This window comes from Paenibacillus sp. CFBP13512 (genome assembly GCF_005233705.1).
GTDB classification, from domain to species: domain Bacteria; phylum Bacillota; class Bacilli; order Paenibacillales; family Paenibacillaceae; genus Saccharibacillus; species Saccharibacillus nuruki.
The window spans coordinates 92,703-112,011 of record NZ_QGAD01000003.1; the positions used below are offsets into that span (position 1 = coordinate 92,703).

At 39.5% G+C, this 19,309-nt stretch carries 17 protein-coding genes; 15 read left to right on the forward strand and 2 right to left on the reverse strand.

The features are described from left to right. Positions 1 to 2: 2 nt before the first annotated feature. The 5 genes from thiO to PaeCFBP13512_RS04895 are packed head-to-tail and all read left to right on the forward strand — an operon-like array spanning position 3 to position 3,764. Positions 3 to 1,175 (forward strand): glycine oxidase ThiO, encoded by a 1,173-nt coding sequence (thiO, locus tag PaeCFBP13512_RS04875; protein WP_137221566.1) that lies wholly within the window; start codon positions 3 to 5, stop codon positions 1,173 to 1,175. Next, complete coding sequence (gene thiS, locus PaeCFBP13512_RS04880; protein WP_137221568.1) at positions 1,166 to 1,369, forward strand: sulfur carrier protein ThiS; 204 nt, start codon at positions 1,166 to 1,168, stop codon at positions 1,367 to 1,369. Before thiO ends, thiS begins: the two co-directional genes overlap by 10 nt. 1 nt (position 1,370) lies before the next feature. Then, complete coding sequence (locus PaeCFBP13512_RS04885) at positions 1,371 to 2,138, forward strand: thiazole synthase (protein ID WP_069325970.1); 768 nt, start codon at positions 1,371 to 1,373, stop codon at positions 2,136 to 2,138. A 2-nt stretch (positions 2,139 to 2,140) separates the two neighbouring features. Next, complete coding sequence (locus tag PaeCFBP13512_RS04890; RefSeq protein ID WP_069326042.1) at positions 2,141 to 3,199, forward strand: MoeB/ThiF family adenylyltransferase; 1,059 nt, start codon at positions 2,141 to 2,143, stop codon at positions 3,197 to 3,199. Between the two features lie 16 nt (positions 3,200 to 3,215). Continuing rightward, the gene (locus tag PaeCFBP13512_RS04895; RefSeq protein WP_241669284.1) at positions 3,216 to 3,764 is read left to right on the forward strand and encodes a GrpB family protein; all 549 of its coding nucleotides are present in this window, start codon (positions 3,216 to 3,218) and stop codon (positions 3,762 to 3,764) included. A 203-nt stretch (positions 3,765 to 3,967) separates the two neighbouring features. Here PaeCFBP13512_RS04895 and PaeCFBP13512_RS04900 read toward each other — a convergent pair whose 3' ends face one another. Both PaeCFBP13512_RS04900 and PaeCFBP13512_RS04905 read right to left on the reverse strand, forming a co-directional pair. Continuing rightward, the gene (locus PaeCFBP13512_RS04900) at positions 3,968 to 4,615 is read right to left on the reverse strand and encodes a thiamine diphosphokinase (RefSeq protein ID WP_069325968.1); all 648 of its coding nucleotides are present in this window, start codon (positions 4,613 to 4,615) and stop codon (positions 3,968 to 3,970) included. Between the two features lie 194 nt (positions 4,616 to 4,809). Next, entirely contained in the window at positions 4,810 to 5,544 is a 735-nt protein-coding gene (locus PaeCFBP13512_RS04905) for an alpha/beta hydrolase (protein ID WP_137222006.1), read from the reverse strand. 253 nt (positions 5,545 to 5,797) lie between these two features. On the opposite strand from PaeCFBP13512_RS04905, the gene pdhA reads away from it, so the two are divergent. The 10 genes from pdhA to PaeCFBP13512_RS04955 all read left to right on the forward strand — a co-directional run bounded on the left by pdhA (position 5,798) and on the right by PaeCFBP13512_RS04955 (position 19,304). Continuing rightward, positions 5,798 to 6,865 (forward strand): pyruvate dehydrogenase (acetyl-transferring) E1 component subunit alpha, encoded by a 1,068-nt coding sequence (gene pdhA, locus PaeCFBP13512_RS04910; protein WP_069325966.1) that lies wholly within the window; start codon positions 5,798 to 5,800, stop codon positions 6,863 to 6,865. Between the two features lie 83 nt (positions 6,866 to 6,948). Continuing rightward, a complete protein-coding gene (locus tag PaeCFBP13512_RS04915; protein ID WP_069325965.1) occupies positions 6,949 to 7,926 on the forward strand; it encodes an alpha-ketoacid dehydrogenase subunit beta in 978 nt (325 codons plus the stop codon). 207 nt (positions 7,927 to 8,133) lie between these two features. After that, the gene (locus PaeCFBP13512_RS04920) at positions 8,134 to 9,474 is read left to right on the forward strand and encodes a dihydrolipoamide acetyltransferase family protein (protein ID WP_069325964.1); all 1,341 of its coding nucleotides are present in this window, start codon (positions 8,134 to 8,136) and stop codon (positions 9,472 to 9,474) included. Between the two features lie 3 nt (positions 9,475 to 9,477). Next, complete coding sequence (gene lpdA, locus PaeCFBP13512_RS04925) at positions 9,478 to 10,902, forward strand: dihydrolipoyl dehydrogenase (protein WP_069325963.1); 1,425 nt, start codon at positions 9,478 to 9,480, stop codon at positions 10,900 to 10,902. Between the two features lie 249 nt (positions 10,903 to 11,151). Beyond that, positions 11,152 to 12,393 (forward strand): GTP-binding protein, encoded by a 1,242-nt coding sequence (locus PaeCFBP13512_RS04930; protein ID WP_137221570.1) that lies wholly within the window; start codon positions 11,152 to 11,154, stop codon positions 12,391 to 12,393. A 272-nt stretch (positions 12,394 to 12,665) separates the two neighbouring features. Further along, a complete protein-coding gene (rpmG, locus tag PaeCFBP13512_RS04935) occupies positions 12,666 to 12,815 on the forward strand; it encodes a 50S ribosomal protein L33 (protein WP_083243303.1) in 150 nt (49 codons plus the stop codon). Positions 12,816 to 13,117: 302 nt separating this feature from the next. Further along, the gene (gene thyA / locus PaeCFBP13512_RS04940) at positions 13,118 to 13,912 is read left to right on the forward strand and encodes a thymidylate synthase (RefSeq protein WP_069325961.1); all 795 of its coding nucleotides are present in this window, start codon (positions 13,118 to 13,120) and stop codon (positions 13,910 to 13,912) included. Between the two features lie 369 nt (positions 13,913 to 14,281). Then, entirely contained in the window at positions 14,282 to 14,770 is a 489-nt protein-coding gene (locus PaeCFBP13512_RS04945; RefSeq protein ID WP_137221572.1) for a dihydrofolate reductase, read from the forward strand. Between the two features lie 398 nt (positions 14,771 to 15,168). Continuing rightward, a complete protein-coding gene (locus PaeCFBP13512_RS04950; protein ID WP_069325959.1) occupies positions 15,169 to 16,656 on the forward strand; it encodes a glutamate synthase subunit beta in 1,488 nt (495 codons plus the stop codon). A 317-nt stretch (positions 16,657 to 16,973) separates the two neighbouring features. Next, positions 16,974 to 19,304: a type IA DNA topoisomerase gene (locus PaeCFBP13512_RS04955; protein WP_137222008.1), complete on the forward strand. Its 2,331-nt coding sequence runs from the start codon at positions 16,974 to 16,976 to the stop codon at positions 19,302 to 19,304. Positions 19,305 to 19,309 lie beyond the last annotated feature (5 nt).

Consider the following 19,309-nt stretch of genomic DNA (forward strand, 5'->3'; position numbering starts at 1 on the left):
GGATGGTTCATCTATCGAATGGTAAGACTAATCATTATGACGTGATCGTTGTAGGCGCTGGCGTTATCGGTGCTGCGCTTGCTTATGAACTGGTACAACAAGGAGTCAAAGTCGCTTTGCTGGAAAAAAATCAACCCGCTTCTGGTGCGTCAGGGGCAGCAGGTGGAATGTTAGCGGCTCATTCAGAACATTTCGCTCATCAAGAGTTGTATCAATTGGCATTATACAGTCAATCGCTCTATAGCAAGCTGGCTACTGATCTATTGGAGCAGACAGGGATTGATATTGGACTGCGAACAGAAGGATTTTTGCTACCCATGACTGCTGTTCCTACACATACTGATTCCCAAGTAGATCGCAAAGAGTGGTGGAGTCCTTCACATTTAGCACAAGTGGAGCCATATATTTATGCTCCTTCTGGCATGATCTACAATCCAGATGAACCGCAATTAATTCCAGCTTTGCTCAATCAAGCCCTTGTTCAAGCAGCGATTCAATATCATGTTGATTTTTATCCAGAGACTGAAGTATATCGCTTACTACATTCGCAAAAGAAAGATCATATTACAGGTGTAATCACTAACCAAGGGGAGATCTATGCTGAACAAGTAGTTTTAACAACAGGCTTGTGTACACAACAATTGTTAGCAACAGAGCAGTATCATTTGCCTTTTGTGCCGGTCAAAGGAGAATTAATCGAAGTTAGTACGCCTTCTCAGTATCTTGGACATACGATCTATGGAAAAGGCATTTATATGATTCCCAAAAGCGATCATCGAATCTGGATCGGAGCTACGAGTAAACCAGAACGTACAGATACAACAGTAGATATTTCTGCAATTGCTCAGTTGTTGTCTGGAGCGGAGCAATTTCTACCTGCGGTGGGATCAGCTACGTTTGAACGTTGTTGGTCAGGCATACGACCTGGAACACCGGATGAATTACCTTACTTGGGGCAAATTCAACCGCTCGCTGGATTATGGACAGCATCCGGTCATTATCGCAATGGAATGTTGTTGGCTGCTGGCACAGCAAAATGGATAGCAGAGGCACTCATAAACAATCATACAGGTCATATTCCCGATTGTTTTTCACCAGAACGAGCTTTACGAAAGTCGAAATCTCTATCAACTAAATCTTTATCTACAATCGAAGGAGTGTCTATATGGAATTAATAATTAATGGCAATCGGAAATATGTAGAACCTGAATACAATACCGTATCCAAACTACTAGAATCATTATCGCTTGGTCAAAAAACAGTCATTGTAGAGCATAATCAACAAATTTTGCAAAAAGAAGAACATCCGCATATTACACTGGCAGACAAAGATATATTAGAGATTGTACATTTTGTAGGAGGTGGCTGATTTGTTAACGATAGGTACACATACATTTACATCACGGCTATTATTAGGAACAGGGAAATTTACAGATTTACAGATTCAGAATCAAGCTGTTGAAGCTTCAGGTACAGAAGTGCTAACTTTTGCTGTCAGACGATTGAATTTAGATCAAGTGAATGAACCGAACTTTCTGGAAATGTTAGATCTCAAAAAATACAAATTACTTCCAAATACCGCAGGAGCCAAAACAGCAGAAGAAGCGATCCGTATCGCTCGCTTAGCAAAAGCTTCTGGATTATGTGATATGATAAAAGTAGAAGTTATCGGAGATGATACGTTGCTTTTACCTGATCCTTTGGAGACTGTAAAAGCTTGCGAAGTCTTGCTAGCAGAAGGATTTATTGTGCTGCCGTATATCTCTGATGATTACATGTTAGCCAAACGTCTACAGCAACTTGGTGTACATGCGATTATGCCGGGTGCTTCACCGATCGGTTCGGGTAAAGGAATACTCAATCCATCTGCTTTACAATGGATTATCGATCAAGCGACTGTACCTGTGATTGTAGATGCAGGTATACGTTCTCCTAAAGATGCTGCTTATGCAATGGAATTAGGTGCGGATGCAGTACTGCTAAATAGTGCAGTCTCAGGTGCAACCAATCCTGTCCAAATGGCAACAGCAATGAAGCTGGGGGTAGAAGCAGGTCGATTAGGAAGGGAAGCAGGCATGATTCCTGTACGTGAGTATGCTGTGGCAAGTAGCCCAGCAGAAGGGATGATTACCACTTGAACGTGAATACTACCAACATAGAGCAACAACCTGAACAACAAAATCGGTACTCCAGACAAGAACGATTTGCTCCATTAGGGCAAAAAGGTCAGCAACATTTAGCAGAAGCTACTGTACTTATTGTAGGCGCTGGAGCTTTAGGGTCGAGTTCAGCAGAAACGTTAGTGCGAGCAGGCGTAGGTAAAGTCATTATTGCAGACCGTGATTATGTGGAATGGAGCAATTTGCAACGGCAACAACTTTTTACAGAGCAAGATGCTCAAGAGCGTATGCCCAAAGCGATCGCTGCTCAACGTCGTCTACAACAGATCAATTCTGAAGTAGATATACAGGCACATATTGCAGATGTTACTGCTGATGAAATGAAAGATCTAGCTAAAGGTGTAGATCTTATTATGGATGCAACCGATAACTTTGAGACAAGACTTATGATTAATGACATTTCACAAAAATATAATATTCCGTGGATATATGGTGGTTGTGTAGGTAGCTATGGTATTACATTTACGATTATTCCGGGAGTTACTCCTTGTCTGCAATGCTTAATGGAATCTGCACCACTTGGCGGAGATACATGTGATACTTCAGGTATTATTCCTCCAGCTGTGCAGATGGTTGTAGCTCATCAATGTACAGAAGCAATTAAGTTACTTAGTGGTAATGTAGATCAATTGCGAGGTACATTGTTATCGTTTGACCTATGGAACAATGAACAAGTTTCGATCAAAATGAGCAGCGCACGCAAACCTCATTGTCCTTCTTGTGGCAGTGAACCCACGTATCCTTATTTGACAAAAGCCGGTCAAAGTAAAACCGAAGTATTATGCGGTCGAGACACGGTACAGATTCGTCCTGCACAAAAAGTAACCGTAGACTTGCAAGAAACCGCTCAGCGCTTAGCTAAATTGGAAGAACATCAAGTCAGTGTTACTCCTTTTTTGGTATCTATGACGATGCAAAGTGGACAACGTCTTGTTATTTTCCGTGATGGACGTGTAATGGTGCACGGTACTAAAGATATTGCAGAAGCGCGTACTTTATATCACAGATATTTTGGTTAAAAAGGAGAGGATCATATTGACTGATATTCACAATGAATCAACTTGGCCTGTCTGGGCAACAGAAGCTATTGAAATTGCTCAACCTGATCCACAATGGGTAGAACAGGGGCAGATGTACAAAAATGAATTAACGATATTATTAACTCCGTTTGCGATAAATGATATTCAACATTTTGGTAGTACAGCGATACCACATCTACCAGCCAAACCTATTATTGATATGATGGCAATCACAGATTCTTTTGATTCATTACCAGCGATCATTTCTGTATTGGAAAAAGAAAACTGGAATTATGTACCGCCTGAATTGGATGGTAAAGAACATCGTAGATTTTTTGTGAAAGTAATCAATGATAAGCGTGTTGCTCATTTGCATATCGTATTGCAACAAGGAGAACAATGGAAAAATCAACTGTTGTTTCGTGATCGCTTAATCGCACATCCAGAATGGGCAGAGCAATATGCTCAATTAAAGCAAAAGTTGGCTGTAGATAACAAAGATGATCGAGAAGCCTATACGCAAGCCAAAACAGATTTTGTACAAAAAGTACTAGGTCATCATTAAGAACGGTCTCATTAACTTAATCTTATTATGCGTACAAGAAAGCTTATCATGACTAAACAGATTCTATAGCGATCAATAACTTTACAGAGGTATACAAAAATCCATGTACAAAGAGAATATTCTCTTCATACATGGATTTTTGTATGTAATACTATGAACTGATCATAAGCACGATTACAACCTATATGATTAAAATAGAGCGATTAATCTCTACTTTGAATAATAAGTAGTAAACCACCTTCAATACTCACTGTACCTTCTTCATTAATCAAATGATTACTAATACCACGGGATTGACCCATACGTAAAGTAGCATGTTCTAACGGATATTGAAATCCGGTGAGATTAATACCGGTCACCTCAGAAGTAATAGGCAACAATGAAATATAAGGAAAACCACGATTTTCGATAACCGCTTGAGTACTAGTAAGTGAAATATAATTATTCATATCCATAATGCTGCAATTCACTTGATGCTGAACAGCACGGACTAGCAGTTGTACATTGGCTAACGTATGATCAAATCGTGTACCAAGCGCTCCCAAAATTAAAATTTCCCGAATATGACGTTCCATCGCAATTTCAAAGGCAGCTTCAGTATCAGACCAATCTTTTTCCACCGAGTCATAGACAATCAACTGATCACTATTAGCTTTGATATTCTCTAGATCATGTTCACGATTGGTCAATGAATCGAAATCCCCTACAGCGACATGAGGGTGAATACCGTGTTCAATTAAAAATAAGGCTCCACGATCTGCACCGATAATCAAATCGTCTTCTTGAATCTGTTGTACAAAATCAGGATGTAATTGACCACCCGAGAAAATAATAGCACGCTTCATCGACATGAATCAGCCCTCGTTTCATCAAATAAAAGAAGATATATTGAAATTGTAGTTGCATAACTTTCTATCACACAGATACAATAGAAAAGACGAGCAATCAAACGAATTATAGATTTTTTTGGATGTGAAAGCGTAAACATCAATATAACCCGTTTGAAAGTTCGATTTCTACTGTAAGTAATAAAGAGCTACAAATTTTAGATTTCTGGTAAAAAGTATTTTAATGCAGCAGGAAGTTCTTTTTGCCAGAAGCCCCACAAATGTTTACCATCTTTTTCGCTATATTGTACAGTGGCTCCGCGTTCTTGTAAAAGGTCACGAGTCTCACGGTTTAATTGTACAAAATCGTAAATACCTGTATCGCTCTCAAAATCAGTTTCTTGCAGACCTACAATCATATATACATTCAAATCTGTAAGATTTTGAGCTTGTGCGATAATATCCTGACTTTGCTTATAGTAAGCACCGGATAGACTAATCACCTGCTGGAACAGTTCAGGATATAACAGGGACAGATGGATCGAAACGCTGCCGCCAAGGGAGTCACCTGCCAAAATACGCTGATCTGGCGTACGTCGTACAGGATATTTTTGTTCAATATAAGGAATGATTTCTTCAGCAAAACAAGCGGTGTATTTTTCGAAGCGATCACCAAATGGAGCATATTCTTGTGTTCGAATCTTCGTATTTACTTCTACACCTACAATAATAAAAGGTTCGATATTTTCATCAAGGATTAATTGGTTGGCATACGTAGCAATGCGACCAAAGTTGAAAAACTCTTCACCATCCTGACAATACACGACAGGGTAACTTAATACTTCATTATAGCCTGGCGGCAAGTAAATCCGTAATGTACGACTTTCACCAAGATGGCTGCTTTCGATCTGTTCTTTCAGTATTGTCCGTTTAAGATAACGGGAATCTGTCACAGTGATCACCTTTTTCGGGAATATTTTTTGCATTGCGTATCACAATGCGTTAAGATTGTTTCGTGCGGTCGTGAAGTCTTTGAATACCAAGATCGTAAAACTGTTATACAAATATTAACCTGCTGTTATACATACAATAATACACATATCTACTAAATTTCAATGTATGTTTTGACGAATGGAGTAGAACAGGTGTATAATAATTCTATAACAGCGGGACATGATATTCAAATTTTTTATTGAGGTGAATAAAATGAGCAAGGTTCCTTATGAAGTTTATACGGAGGACGTGGAAGCTCTTTCCGTTCTTTCTCCTGAAGGCAAAATCGTCAACAAAGATTTATTACCTGATCTTAACGATGATCAATTGAAAGAAATTATGTATCGTATGGTCTTCACACGTAGTTGGGATGATCGTGCAGTTAACTTAGGTCGTCAAGGTCGTCTTGGTTTCTATGCACCAGTATCTGGTCAAGAAGCTACAATGGTTGGTAGCGAATTCGCTTTGCAAAAAGAAGATTTCGTATGCCCGGGATACCGTGATATTCCTCAGTTGGTATGGCACGGATTACCACTTTATCAAGCATTCTTGTACTCTCGTGGACATCAACACGGTGGACAAATTCCTGATGGCGTTAACGTTTTGATGCCGCAAATCATCATTGGTGCACAAATCTTGCATGCAATGGGAATTGCTATGGCTTACAAATTGAAAAAACAAAAGCAAGTTGTTATTGCTTACACAGGTGATGGTGGTTCTTCTGAAGGTGACTTCTATGAAGGTCTTAACTATGCTGGTGTATACAAATTGCCTGTTATTTTCTTTGTACAAAACAATGGTTATGCTATTACAACTCCTTTTGCAAAACAAACAGCTGCATTGTCTATCGCTCACAAAGCGGTTGCAGCAGGTATCAAAGGCGTAAAAGTAGACGGTATGGACGTTCTTGCTGTTATCAAAGCGGTCCAAGATGCTGCTGAACGCGGACGTAATGGTGAAGGTGCTACATTGATCGAAGCGGTTACTTATCGTTTCCGTCCTCACTCCATGTCAGATGATACAAGTAAATATCGTACTAAAGACGAAGAAGGTATCTGGAGTGAAAAAGATCCAATCGCTCGTCTTGCTAAATACTTGGCTGAAAAAGGTCTCTGGACTGATGAAGATACAGAGCGCGTAAGAGAAGAAGCTAAAGCTAAAGTAAATGAAGAAATCAAAAAAGCAGAGAAAACAGAGAAAATGACTGTTTCTGGCTTGATTGATAGCATGTTTGAACAAACACCTCAACACTTGGAAGAGCAAAAAGCTGATTTCGAATAAGAGGTTTCTAACAATAGAGCGTTAATCTAGATCCTTGATGCGTGAACATGAACAGTGAAATGTTTAAGGAGGAAATGAAGCAAATGGCACAAATGAATATGAAAGAAGCGATCCGTGATGCGCTTCGCGTTGAATTGAAAAATGATCCTAATGTGATCCTTTTCGGAGAAGACGTAGGTCATGTTGGCGGCGTATTCCGCGCAACAGAAGGTTTGCAAGCAGAATTTGGTGAAGATCGTGTATTTGATACACCTCTTGCTGAGTCAGCTATCGGTGGTTTGGCAGTAGGTTTGGGTATCCAAGGATTCCGTCCTATCGCTGAGATCCAATTCGTAGGTTTTATTTTTGAAGCACTTGACCAAATGGTTGTTCAAGCAGCTCGTATGCGTTTCCGTTCTGGTGGCAAATACAATTCTCCAATCGTTTTCCGTACACCTTTCGGTGGCGGTGTAAAAGCGGCAGAATTGCATACTGATTCATTAGAAGGTTTACTTGCACAAACTCCTGGTATCAAAGTGGTTATTCCGTCTAACCCTTATGATGCTAAAGGACTTATGATTGCTTCTATCCGTGATAATGATCCTGTCTTCTTTATGGAACATTTGAACTTGTACCATGCATTCCGTGCAGAAGTACCAGAAGAAGCTTATACAGTAGAATTGGGTAAAGCAAACGTAGTACGTGAAGGTTCTGATGTAACAATCATCGCTTACGGCATGATGGTTCATACAGCAACTAAAGCGGCTGATCAATTGGCTGAAGAAGGAATCAAAGCAGAAATCATTGACCTTCGTACAGTAAGCCCGATTGATATTGATACAATCGTAGCTTCTATCCAAAAAACAAACCGTGCAATCGTTGTTCAAGAAGCACAAAAAAGTGCTGGCGTAGCAGCAGAAGTTATTGCACAAATCAATGAAAAAGCAATCTTGCACTTGGAAGCTCCAGTACTGCGTGTAGCAGGACCGGATACTGTTTATCCATTTGCACAAATTGAAGATTCTTGGTTGCCATCACCTAAACGCGTGATCGATGCTGTTAAAAAAGTAGTACAATTCTAAAATAGTTTTTATTGTCAAAAGGCGGGTACATGAGCATATTCATTCAGTTTGATGATCGTCCTTTGGATACTCGTTAAATCGAAGAATATAATTTTGCGGACGCCTTTTGGCTTTGAAATATGCACTAAATAGATTATGTAAAGAGATATTGCTGAATGATAGGAGTGGAATCAATTGTTCAGCAATCTAAATAGGGAGGTTTTGCAAGTGGCAAAATTTATTTATAAATTTCCAGAGCTTGGTGAAGGTTTGCATGAAGGCGAAATCATCAAAATGCATATCAAACCAGGTGATAAAGTAACAGACGATAGCATCATTATGGAAGTACAAAATGATAAAGCAGTAGTTGAAGTACCTTGTCCGGTTGACGGAACAGTACTTGAAGTATTGACTAAAGATGGTCAAGTTTGTCATGTAGGCGAAACGGTAGCAATTATCGAAGCTGAAGGTGACATTCCAGATCAAGACGAAGAAGAAACAGCTCCAGAACAAAAGAGCGGTCAAGAACAAGAATCCGTTCAAGGCGGAGTAGACACAACTTCTTCTCCTGCTTCTGATAGCCCTGCTGATGCAAAAGAAGGCAAAGAAACAAATGCTTCTACACCAGCAGCACCTAACAAAGATGTTTTAGCTACTCCAAGCGTTCGTAAATTTGCTCGTGAGCAAGGTGTTGATCTAGCGCAAGTTAGTGGCACTGGCAACAACGGTAAAATTACACGTGAAGATGTAGAATCTTTCAAACAAGGTGGCGGACAAGTTTCTTCCCAAACTGCAGAAGTTGCAGCAGAAGAGAAAACATCTGCTCCAGTTGCACCAGCGGCAGCTCCTACAGCTATCGCAACAGGTGGAGACGAAGAGCGCGTACCATTCAAAGGTATTCGTAAAGCGATCTCTAACGCTATGGTTAAATCTGCATACACAGCTCCACACGTAACGATTATGGACGAAGTAGACGTTACAGAATTGGTTGCTTTCCGTACGCGTATGAAACCACTTGCTGAGAAAAAAGGCATCAAAGTAACTTACTTGCCATTCATCGTAAAAGCACTAGTTGCTGCTACACGTGAATTCCCAGCATTGAACGCTTCTATCGACGAAGCTTCTAACGAAATTGTATACAAAAAACATTATGATGTAGGTATTGCTACAGACACAGATAACGGTCTAATCGTTCCTGTTGTTAAAGATGCAGATCGTAAGAGTATCTTCATGATCGCAAGCACAATCAATGATTTGGCTGTACGTGGTCGCGAAGGTAAATTGTCTGCTAATGAAATGCGTGGAAGCACAATTTCAATCTCTAACATTGGTTCTGCTGGCGGTATGTTCTTTACTCCAATCATCAACTTCCCAGAAGTTGCTATCTTGGGAACTGGACGTATCAGCGAGAAAGCTGTTGTTAAAAATGGCGAAATCGTAGCAGCACCTGTAATGGCTCTATCCCTAAGCTTTGACCACCGTATTATCGATGGTGCAACAGCACAGAACTTTATGAACTTTATCAAATCACTTCTCGCTAATCCCGAGTTGCTGGTTATGGAGGTGTAATCAATGGTAGTAGGCGATGCTTCACTCGATATTGATACTTTAGTTATTGGTGCAGGACCTGGTGGATATGTAGCTGCTATTCGTGCAGCTCAATTGGGTCAAAAAGTTTTGATCGTAGATAAATCCGAACTAGGCGGCGTCTGTTTGAACCGTGGTTGTATTCCTTCTAAAGCGCTAATCTCCGCAGCTCATCAATTTGAAGCTGCACAACATGGCGAAGCTTTTGGTATTACAGCTGAAAATGTTAAAGTGGATTTCTCCAAAACTCAAGAATTCAAATCAGGCGTTGTTAAAAAAATGACTTCTGGTGTAGCTGGATTGTTGAAAGGTAACAAAGTGGAAGTATTCCAAGGCGAGTGCATGTTCATTAACCAAAATGAAGCACGTGTATTCAACGATCATGAATCTCCTCGTTACCGTTTCAAAAACTGTATTATTGCAACAGGTTCTCGTCCAATCGAACTTAAACCATTCCCATTCGGTGGACGCATTCTTTCTTCTACGGAAGCATTGAATTTACCTGAAATTCCGAAAAGCATGGTTGTTATCGGCGGTGGTTACATCGGCGCTGAGCTTAGCCAAATGTATGCTAAATTCGGTACTAAAATTACAATCATTGAAGGTCTGGATACAGTATTGCCAGGCTTCGATAAAGATATGACTAGCCTTGTTGCTAAAAACATGAAGAAATCCGGTATGGAAATCTTCACGAACGCGAAAGCGGAAAGCGCAGAGCAAACAGATAAAGACGTAACTGTTAAATTCAGCGTTGGTGGCGAATCTAAAGAAGTTACAGCAGATTACTTGCTAGTAACCGTTGGTCGTCGTCCTAACACTGATGGTGAGTTGGGTCTAGATCTTATTGAAATGGAATTGGACGAGCGTGGATTGATCAAAATTGATCACCAAGGACGTACAAATATTCCTCACATCTTTGCTATCGGTGATATCGTTGCTGGTCCTGCTCTAGCACACAAAGCTTCTTATGAAGCTAAAGTGGTTGCTGAAGTTATTGCTGGTGAATCATCTGTAATCGATTATAAATGTGTTCCGGCTGTTGTATTTACAGATCCAGAATGCTCTAGTGTTGGTTACACTGAGACTGAAGCAAAAGAAAAAGGATACAAAGTATCTGCTGGTAAATTCCCTTATGCAGGTAACGGTCGCGCAACTTCTTTGAACAACACAGAAGGTTTCGTGAAAATCGTAGCAGACGAAGAAACAGGTCTTGTTCTTGGTTCTCAAATCGTAGGTTTGGAAGCTTCTAACATGATCGCTGAAATGGGTCTTGCAATCGAAATGGGCGCAACTCTTGAAGATTTGGCATTGACTATCCATGCGCACCCAACATTGGGTGAAATCGTGATGGAAGCTGCTGAATTGGTTATGGGTCACCCTATCCATGTTATCGCTCCACGCAAAAAATAATAAATAAATATCAGTGTTATGTATAATCATTAAGTTTATCTATAGGATTGTGCTAACATGAGTGGTTACTCCAAGCCGTCAGAATATACTTCTGGCGGCTTTTTGCTGTTCATAAATATCCTGTATTGTTGTTGATAAATACTTGTATATCAAAGATAGATTATAAAATAATTGACAATAGGTATATCCATCAGTATATAATACTTTAATAGTAATTATTACGATTAAAGTGTGATGGGGGAAATTTTAATGATAAACAATCAACAGTCCAGAATTCCAGTAACTGTATTAAGCGGTTATTTAGGTTCAGGTAAAACAACCGTTCTCAATCATATACTTAATAATCGAGAAGGTTTAAAAGTAGCTGTAATCGTAAATGATATGAGTGAAGTGAATATTGATGCTAACCTGATCAAGTCAGGCAGTACATTATCACGAACCGAAGAAAAATTGGTTGAAATTTCGAATGGATGTATCTGTTGTACACTACGAGATGATCTATTATTAGAAGTGAAGCAGTTAGCAGAAGAAGGAAGATTTGATTATATACTTATTGAATCGTCAGGAATTAGTGAACCTATTCCTATAGCTCAAACATTTAGCTATGCAGATGACTCGCTAGCTTTTGATTTAACGACACTTACACGTTTGGATTGTTTAGTTACAGTAGTCGATAGTAATCGCTTCTGGCATGATTATGAGTCGAGTGAAACATTATTAGAACGAGGAGAAGCTGTAGGTGAAGACGATACACGCGATGTGGTAGATCTATTGATAGATCAGATAGAGACTTGTGATGTTTTGATTTTGAATAAATGTGATCTGGTTACCGAATCTGAGTTAAATAAATTAGAAGCAGTTATTCATAAGCTTCAACCAAGTGCACGCATTATTCGTACAACAAAAGGAGAGGTTGATCCTAAAGAGATTCTAAACACTCAATTATTTGATATGGAAAAAGCAGCCACTTCAGCAGGGTGGATGCAGGAATTGCAAAAAGATCATCATACTCCTGAAAGTGAAGAATATGGTATTCAATCATTTGTTTATCGCCGTAGACGTCCGTTTGAACCGCAACGATTATACGATTTTATGGAAGAATGGCCTGAACAGATTGTACGGGCAAAAGGTCTCGTCTGGCTAGCTACAGGTGAAGATGTTGCAGCTACATTAGGTCAAGCAGGCCCATCAGTACAATTTGGACCCGCTGGCAATTGGGTAGCAGCATTACCTCAGCAAGAACGCCAGCAGATTCTGGAGGAAGAACCTGAACTATTGGAACAATGGGATCAAGAGTGGGGAGATCGTATGACAGAAGTTGTTTTTATCGGTATAGGATTAAATCAAAAACAGATAGAGTCTAATTTGGATCAATGTCTACTTACTGATTATGAAATGCAACAGGATTGGTCAACATTTTATAATCCTTTACCATGGTTAAAACCGGAAGAGAATCATGTGAATGAAGCGATACAACATTTACTAGGGTAATCGTAGTAGAAATGTAACTCAAAGATTCAACGCATTTTCTTTTCAAAAATTAAGCGTACTCAATATAAATATTGAACAATCTATGATATAATAGAAAAGGCTGTTGGACATCAAATCTGTGGGTTATTGAACAGATTGAGAAAAGATTTAACATATCATTTAGTGAATATAGTGTTTTTCTGAAAATTGAAGTTGAACATTTCTCACAATTAGGGTACATTAGTATAGTTGAATATTTTTGTCTATTAATTAGTGAAGTGAGGTGAATTCACATGCGCGTTATCGTAACTATGGCATGCACAGAGACTGGCGACCGTAATTATACTACAACCAAGAACAAAAGAAATCATCCAGAACGTCTTGAGTTGAAAAAATATTGCCCACGTCTAAAAAAATACACGATCCATCGTGAAACTCGTTAATATTTATTAACGTCTAAACGTTCGCCCATCTGTTTATGCAGATGGGTGTTTGTGTTTTTGAAGATGTTTTTTAATGGCAGTTTGCTTTAGGATTTTTAGGATAAAGGTGAGATTATAGTTTATTTTTTGTTATTAGATTGTATTACATATAAACGTAGATTGAATATTTAGCATCATTTCTTGGTATAAATGTCTATATGAATAATCATCTGATTTTGGTATCATAATAAGAAGCTAAATAGATACGGATATGAGTATATTCTATATTGAACGTTTAGCGAAGTCTTATAATGAGGTGAATTATGAAAGCATATTTAGAGCTATTACAAGATATTTTAGATGAAGGCGTGGAGAAATCAGATCGCACAGGAACAGGAACGACTTCTGTTTTTGGTAGACAAATGCGTATCGATTTACAAAAAGGATTCCCTTTATTAACAACGAAGAGGTTACATACTCGTTCGATTATACATGAATTGTTATGGTTTCTCAGTGGTAGTACTAATATCAAATATTTACAGGATAATGGCGTTACGATCTGGGATGAATGGGCAGATGCAGAAGGCAATCTAGGACGCGTATATGGAGCACAATGGAGAACATGGCGTGGACCGGGTGGCGAAGTGATTGATCAGATTACATCGGTGATCGAAAGTATCAAGCACAACCCGGACTCACGTCGTCATATCGTGAATGCTTGGAATGCGGCAGAAGTGGATTCAATGGCTTTACCCCCGTGTCATTATGCTTTCCAATTTTATGTAGCGAATGGAAAATTATCTTGTATGTTCCAGATGCGTTCGGTCGATACATTCCTTGGATTGCCGTTCAATTTGGCTTCGTATGCGCTTCTCACTCATATGGTGGCTCAGCAGTGTGATCTTGAAGTTGGAGATCTAGTATGGACAGGCGGAGATGTTCATATCTATGCTAATCATATGGAGCAAGCAAAATTACAGCTGACAAGAGAGCCTTATCCATTGCCACAGCTTCGTCTAGCTCGCAAGCCGGAGTCAATTTTTGATTATCATTTTGATGATTTTGTTTTTGAAAATTATGAATATCATCCAGGTATCAAAGCACCGATCTCGGTTTAAGCGTAGATCAGCTATAGAATGATGAGCTTTTGATATCTATAAGACGATATATCGTTTGAATAGAACTCTTATTATCTTTTCTGTAACGAGAAAAGATAGTAAGAGTTTTTTGTATATAAAGGGTGTATTTGTAAAAGGTTATCGTAAAATTCTAGGTAAGAGTACAAAGTGATCAAATAAGTGATCAAATTTATAAATAAGGAACCAAAGAACATTTTATATATTGCTTTTTTACAAATGATTGAGTATAGAAGCCAATGAATAGTTCGGGATTGAATAATAATGTGATGCCAATGATTCATTTTGATGATATGATACAGTATAAATTGGTCTGAATAGTATTCTGGATAAATGGAGGATGCACAAGCGATGACAATTACAATGATATGGGCACAAGCAAGTAACGGAGTGATTGGAAAAGATAATGATTTGCCATGGCGATTGCCTCGTGATATGGCTTATTTTAAACAACAAACCCAGCATAAGACAGTCGTTATGGGTCGTAAAACGTGGGAATCGTTTGGTGGAAAGCCGTTACCTAATCGTCGCAATATTATTATTACACGTAGTCAGGAGTTTACAGCTACAGATGCTGAAGTAGTTTATTCTGTAGAAGAAGCGATACAACTGGCAGGACAAGACAATGAATTGATGGTGATTGGTGGCTCCACGATCTATGAGCAGTTTTTGCAGTATGCAGATCGTCTGCTGGTGACAAAAATTGATTATGATTTTGCAGGGGATACTTATTTTCCAGAAGTGGATTGGTCTCAGTGGCAACAAGCCTCAATCACTGAAGGTATTCGTGATGAGAAAAATGATTACGATTACCGATTTGAAGAATATTTGCATATTTAATCATTTTATGAGATATTTATGCGAAAATAAAAATCAGTTATCTTTACAAGTATACGTATAGCATAGGAATGAGTACTTATTTTTAGCTTAAATGTTAGCAAACAGTATAAATATAAGCTTGAAAAAGTAGGAAAATAACAGAAATATGCTTGCAAGATGTTTCATCACGGTGTAATCTCTATGTAAAAAGTACAAACAATCATGCGCATAATCCATTTGGTATTCATTTGTGTGAATGATAATCTAGAAAATAAACTTATTGTAAGTAAAATGTAGCATTCCAAAGATTGTAGATGTATCCAAGGTAAGCTAAATACAGAAAGAAACCAGCTTTGAATATCATACAATATCTGTAACACAGGCTCAGCAGTGACAGAACGGATGGGGGAAATGTTAAAATGTCTACACCAACTGGATTCATGGAATACAAAAGACAAATTCCCGCGGATCGCAATCCGCTTGAACGCGTAAAAGATTGGCAAGAGTTCCACAAACATATGGCAGAAGATGAGCTTCGTACACAAGGAGCTAGATGTATGGATTGTGGGACACCTTACTGTCACACAGGAATGGATATGGCAGGTGGAACTTTTGGTTGTCCGGTTCATAACTTGATTCCTGAATGGAATAACTTGGTGTATCGTGGATTGTGGAGAGAAGCATTAGAGCGTCTACACAAAACAAATAATTTTCCTGAATTTACAGGGCGTATCTGTCCAGCACCGTGCGAAGGCTCTTGTACGGTAGGTCTGATCGGACAACCGGTAACGATCAAAACGATTGAAGAAGCGATTATCGAAAAAGGTTTTGAAGAAGGTTGGGTTGTTCCACAACCACCTGAAAAACGTACAGGTCGTCGTGTAGCGGTTATCGGATCAGGTCCAGCCGGTCTGGCATGTGCAGCACAATTAAACAAAGCAGGTCATTCGGTAACCGTCTATGAGCGTTCTGATCGTGTCGGTGGATTATTGACTTATGGTATTCCAACGATGAAATTAGATAAAGGTATTGTTCAACGTCGTGTGGATCTCTTGATAGCAGAAGGTATTGAATTTATTACAGGTACTGAAATCGGGAAAGATATTCCTGCACAACAATTAGTTGATGAGTATGATGCAGTGATACTTTGCGGCGGTGCAACGAAACCGCGTGAATTCAATATTGAAGGTAGCGAACTCAATGGCGTTGTCTATGCAATGGATTTTCTAAACGGTTCAATCAAAAGTTTCCTTGATAGCAATCTTGAAGATGGTAATTACTTATCCGCTCAAGATAAAAACGTGATTGTAATCGGTGGTGGTGATACAGGTTCTGACTGTGTGGCTACTTCTGTCCGTCATGGTTGCAGTACAGTAACTCAGTTCGGTACTCATGATAAAGCACCACTCGAACGTGATCCAATTAGCAATCCTTGGCCACAGTTCCCTAATGTATACACACTGGATTATGCACAAGAAGAAGCAAAAGCGATATTTGGTAGTGATCCACGCGAATTCTCAATCATGACGACTAAATTTGTTGGAGACGAAAATGGTAACTTGAAAGAGTTACACACGATTCAAATTCAACGGATTGTAGATGAAACAGGTCGCAAAATCTATCAACCTATCCCGGGTACTGAAAAAGTATTCCCTGCGGAACTTGCGCTTATTGCTATCGGATTTGATGGTCCTGAACAAACATTGCCTGAACAGCTGGGTCTGGCAACAGATCGCTGGACAAATGTTAAAGCACGTTATGGTAAATACAATACCAATGTAGAGAAAGTATTTGCTGCTGGTGATATGCGTCGTGGTCAAAGTCTAGTGGTATGGGCGATCAATGAAGGACGCGAAGCTGCACGTGAAGTGGATAAATATTTGATGGGTTCTACAGTTCTGGTCTAATTAGAATCGATAAAGTGATATGTACTATTAGCATGGTCACAATCGATTAATATCCTCGTTATAGATCATAATAAAAGCTAGGGTGTGCCAAAGATATTGCTGGCGTACCCTAGCTTTTATTGTATTTAACTTGCCAATCTTGATTTCAAATATCGGTCTAAGCTCAAAAGAGAAGTCTAAAACTTCAATCGAAATTTCAATAAGGCTATGGTATAATAAATAGCAATAGCAAGTACGTGGGCAAGGGGGCTACACTCCAGGGTGTGGTCCCTTTTTGCCGCTAAGATGCAATCCATTCCCGGAAAGGAATGAACGAAATGAAAATATTAATCGTAGCAGAAAAACCAGATATGGGACGGAATATTGCTGCTGTGATGGAGCCTAAAGCACGCAATCACCGTACATATCTGGAAGGGGAACAATATATTATTACATGGGCAATCGGTCATTTAATAGGGCTAGCCGAACCGGATGCGTATGATCCCAAATATAAAAAGTGGAACTTCGGCGATCTGCCTATTATTCCAGAACAATTCAAAATAGTACCTAACCCAAGAACCAAAGATCAATTGAATACGATCGGAGAATTAGCCAAGCGCTGTGACCGCATTGTAAACGCCTGTGATGCCGGACGGGAAGGGCAACATATATTTGCGTTAATCCAGCGTCAATTGAAGCTTACACAGCCTGTCAAGCGCTTATGGATATCTGATCTGACACCAGAAAGTATTCGTAAAGGGTTTGTTGAATTAAAAGATGGACAAGAGTTTGACAATTTAACTCGTGCAGCCAGAGCACGTAGTGAAGCAGACTGGTTGATCGGCATGAATGCTTCACGTGCATTTACGATTAAGCATAATAATCTATTATCTGTTGGACGTGTACAGACGCCTGTATTAGCGCTAATCTATGATCGGCAAAAAGAAATCGAAGCGTTTGATTCGCAAACGTTTTATGAAGTACGCGCTACGTTTAAGCAAGCAGATAAAAGTTACACTGGAGTCTGGCAAGGCGATCGTATTACCGATCAAGCTAAGGGACAATCGATTGTAGATAAAGTAAAAGGTAAAGAAGGTCGTATCACCAAATACGATATTCGTGAAAGTAAAGAGTACCCATACAAATTGTATGATCTAACGTTGTTACAACGGGATGCGAATGCCAAGTTTGGTTACTCTGCTAAAAAAACATTGGATACCGCGCAAGCTCTATATGAAAAACATAAAGTGATCAGCTATCCACGTACCAACTCTAACTATGTAACAGAGCAGAATATTGATGGGATGCATAAAGTGCTCGGTATGCTCAAAAATACAACGTATGAACAATTAGCAGAAGGCGCAGAAGGTAAACGAGTGCATATAAACAATAAAGCAGTCTGTAATCCATCCAAAGTGGAAGATCACCATGCTATTTTGCCGACATTAAAAAAGCCGGGCACCCTTAGCAAAGAAGAACAGCAATTGTATGATCTGATTGTACGTCGTTTTCTAGCTCAATTTTATCCACCTGCTGAATACAAGCATCATACTGTAATGACAACGGTAGAACAGGAAACATTCAAAACGGCGGTAAAAGAACTACTATTTCTAGGTTGGAAAGCCACATTGCCGGATAAAGATAAATCCAAATCTTCAAGCAAGTCTGCAAGCAAAGGTGAAAATGGTAAAGAAGAAGAACCTGAAGAAGAAGTTCAAGAGCCATTTGTCATCAATGATCAGCAATCTGTGCAATGTAGCAAAGCAGAAGTGAAAGAGAAAGCAACTCAACCGCCCAAGCACTATACCGAAGGTACATTGCTCAAAGCGATGGAAAGTGCGGGGAAGCAGATTGAAAATGAAGAATTGCGTGATGCGATGAAAGAATCGGGTCTGGGTACACCCGCAACGCGAGCGGCAACGATTGAACGATTAAAGCAAGTTGGATATATCAACACACAAGGCAAAAAGATGGAGTTAACATTGAAAGGTCGAGCCGCTATTGAATTGATTCGTGCTGCTGGAGTGGAACTACTGACTTCTCCAGAAATGACAGGTCAATGGGAACGTCGACTGAACCAGATTTCACGTGGAGAAGCAGATTCTGATCGGTTTTTGGAAAGTGTTAAGAAATTTGCCGCTTCTGTGATTGAAAAAGTAAAAACACAGACCCCTGCGATTGCTGGGCGGTTTGGCGATGATTCCCGTTCTAACAGTAAAGGTAAACGTTCATCAACATCGACAAAGACGGCTTCAAGTAAAGGAAGTACAGGTACAACCAATCGTAGTAAAAGTAGTGCTGCTAACCAAGCCACTACCAAGTCAGCGTCTAATAAAGTTCCATCAACAGCACGTTCAGCGACAGCAACTGTATCGATGGGAGCAGCTGGAGAACATACCGCACTGGGGACATGCCCTAATGCTAATTGTGGTGGACAAATTATTGAAGGACGCAAAGGGTACGGTTGCTCGCATTTCAAAAAAGGATGTACTTTTGTGATCTGGAAAGAATTTGCCGGTAAAAAAATATCGGTATCTATGCTCAAAACGTTATTGCAAAAAGGTGAGACTCAAGCACTTGCTTTCAAAAAAGGCGATGAAACACATAAAGGACGGATCAAGTTAGTGGATCAAGAATCAGGCAAATTAATTGTAGAAGCTGTGAAATAAATCTA

What these genes read in the sequence shown, in the direction of transcription:
- thiO (WP_137221566.1), top strand. Translation starts at nt 3, where the DNA reads ATGGTTCATCTATCGAATGGTAAGACTAATCATTATGACGTGATCGTT.
- thiS (WP_137221568.1), top strand. Translation starts at nt 1,166, where the DNA reads ATGGAATTAATAATTAATGGCAATCGGAAATATGTAGAACCTGAATAC.
- PaeCFBP13512_RS04900 (WP_069325968.1), bottom strand. Translation starts at nt 4,615, where the DNA reads ATGTCGATGAAGCGTGCTATTATTTTCTCGGGTGGTCAATTACATCCT.
- pdhA (WP_069325966.1), top strand. Translation starts at nt 5,798, where the DNA reads ATGAGCAAGGTTCCTTATGAAGTTTATACGGAGGACGTGGAAGCTCTT.
- PaeCFBP13512_RS04915 (WP_069325965.1), top strand. Translation starts at nt 6,949, where the DNA reads ATGGCACAAATGAATATGAAAGAAGCGATCCGTGATGCGCTTCGCGTT.
- lpdA (WP_069325963.1), top strand. Translation starts at nt 9,478, where the DNA reads ATGGTAGTAGGCGATGCTTCACTCGATATTGATACTTTAGTTATTGGT.
- PaeCFBP13512_RS04930 (WP_137221570.1), top strand. Translation starts at nt 11,152, where the DNA reads ATGATAAACAATCAACAGTCCAGAATTCCAGTAACTGTATTAAGCGGT.
- rpmG (WP_083243303.1), top strand. Translation starts at nt 12,666, where the DNA reads ATGCGCGTTATCGTAACTATGGCATGCACAGAGACTGGCGACCGTAAT.
- thyA (WP_069325961.1), top strand. Translation starts at nt 13,118, where the DNA reads ATGAAAGCATATTTAGAGCTATTACAAGATATTTTAGATGAAGGCGTG.
- PaeCFBP13512_RS04945 (WP_137221572.1), top strand. Translation starts at nt 14,282, where the DNA reads ATGACAATTACAATGATATGGGCACAAGCAAGTAACGGAGTGATTGGA.
- PaeCFBP13512_RS04950 (WP_069325959.1), top strand. Translation starts at nt 15,169, where the DNA reads ATGTCTACACCAACTGGATTCATGGAATACAAAAGACAAATTCCCGCG.
- PaeCFBP13512_RS04955 (WP_137222008.1), top strand. Translation starts at nt 16,974, where the DNA reads ATGAAAATATTAATCGTAGCAGAAAAACCAGATATGGGACGGAATATT.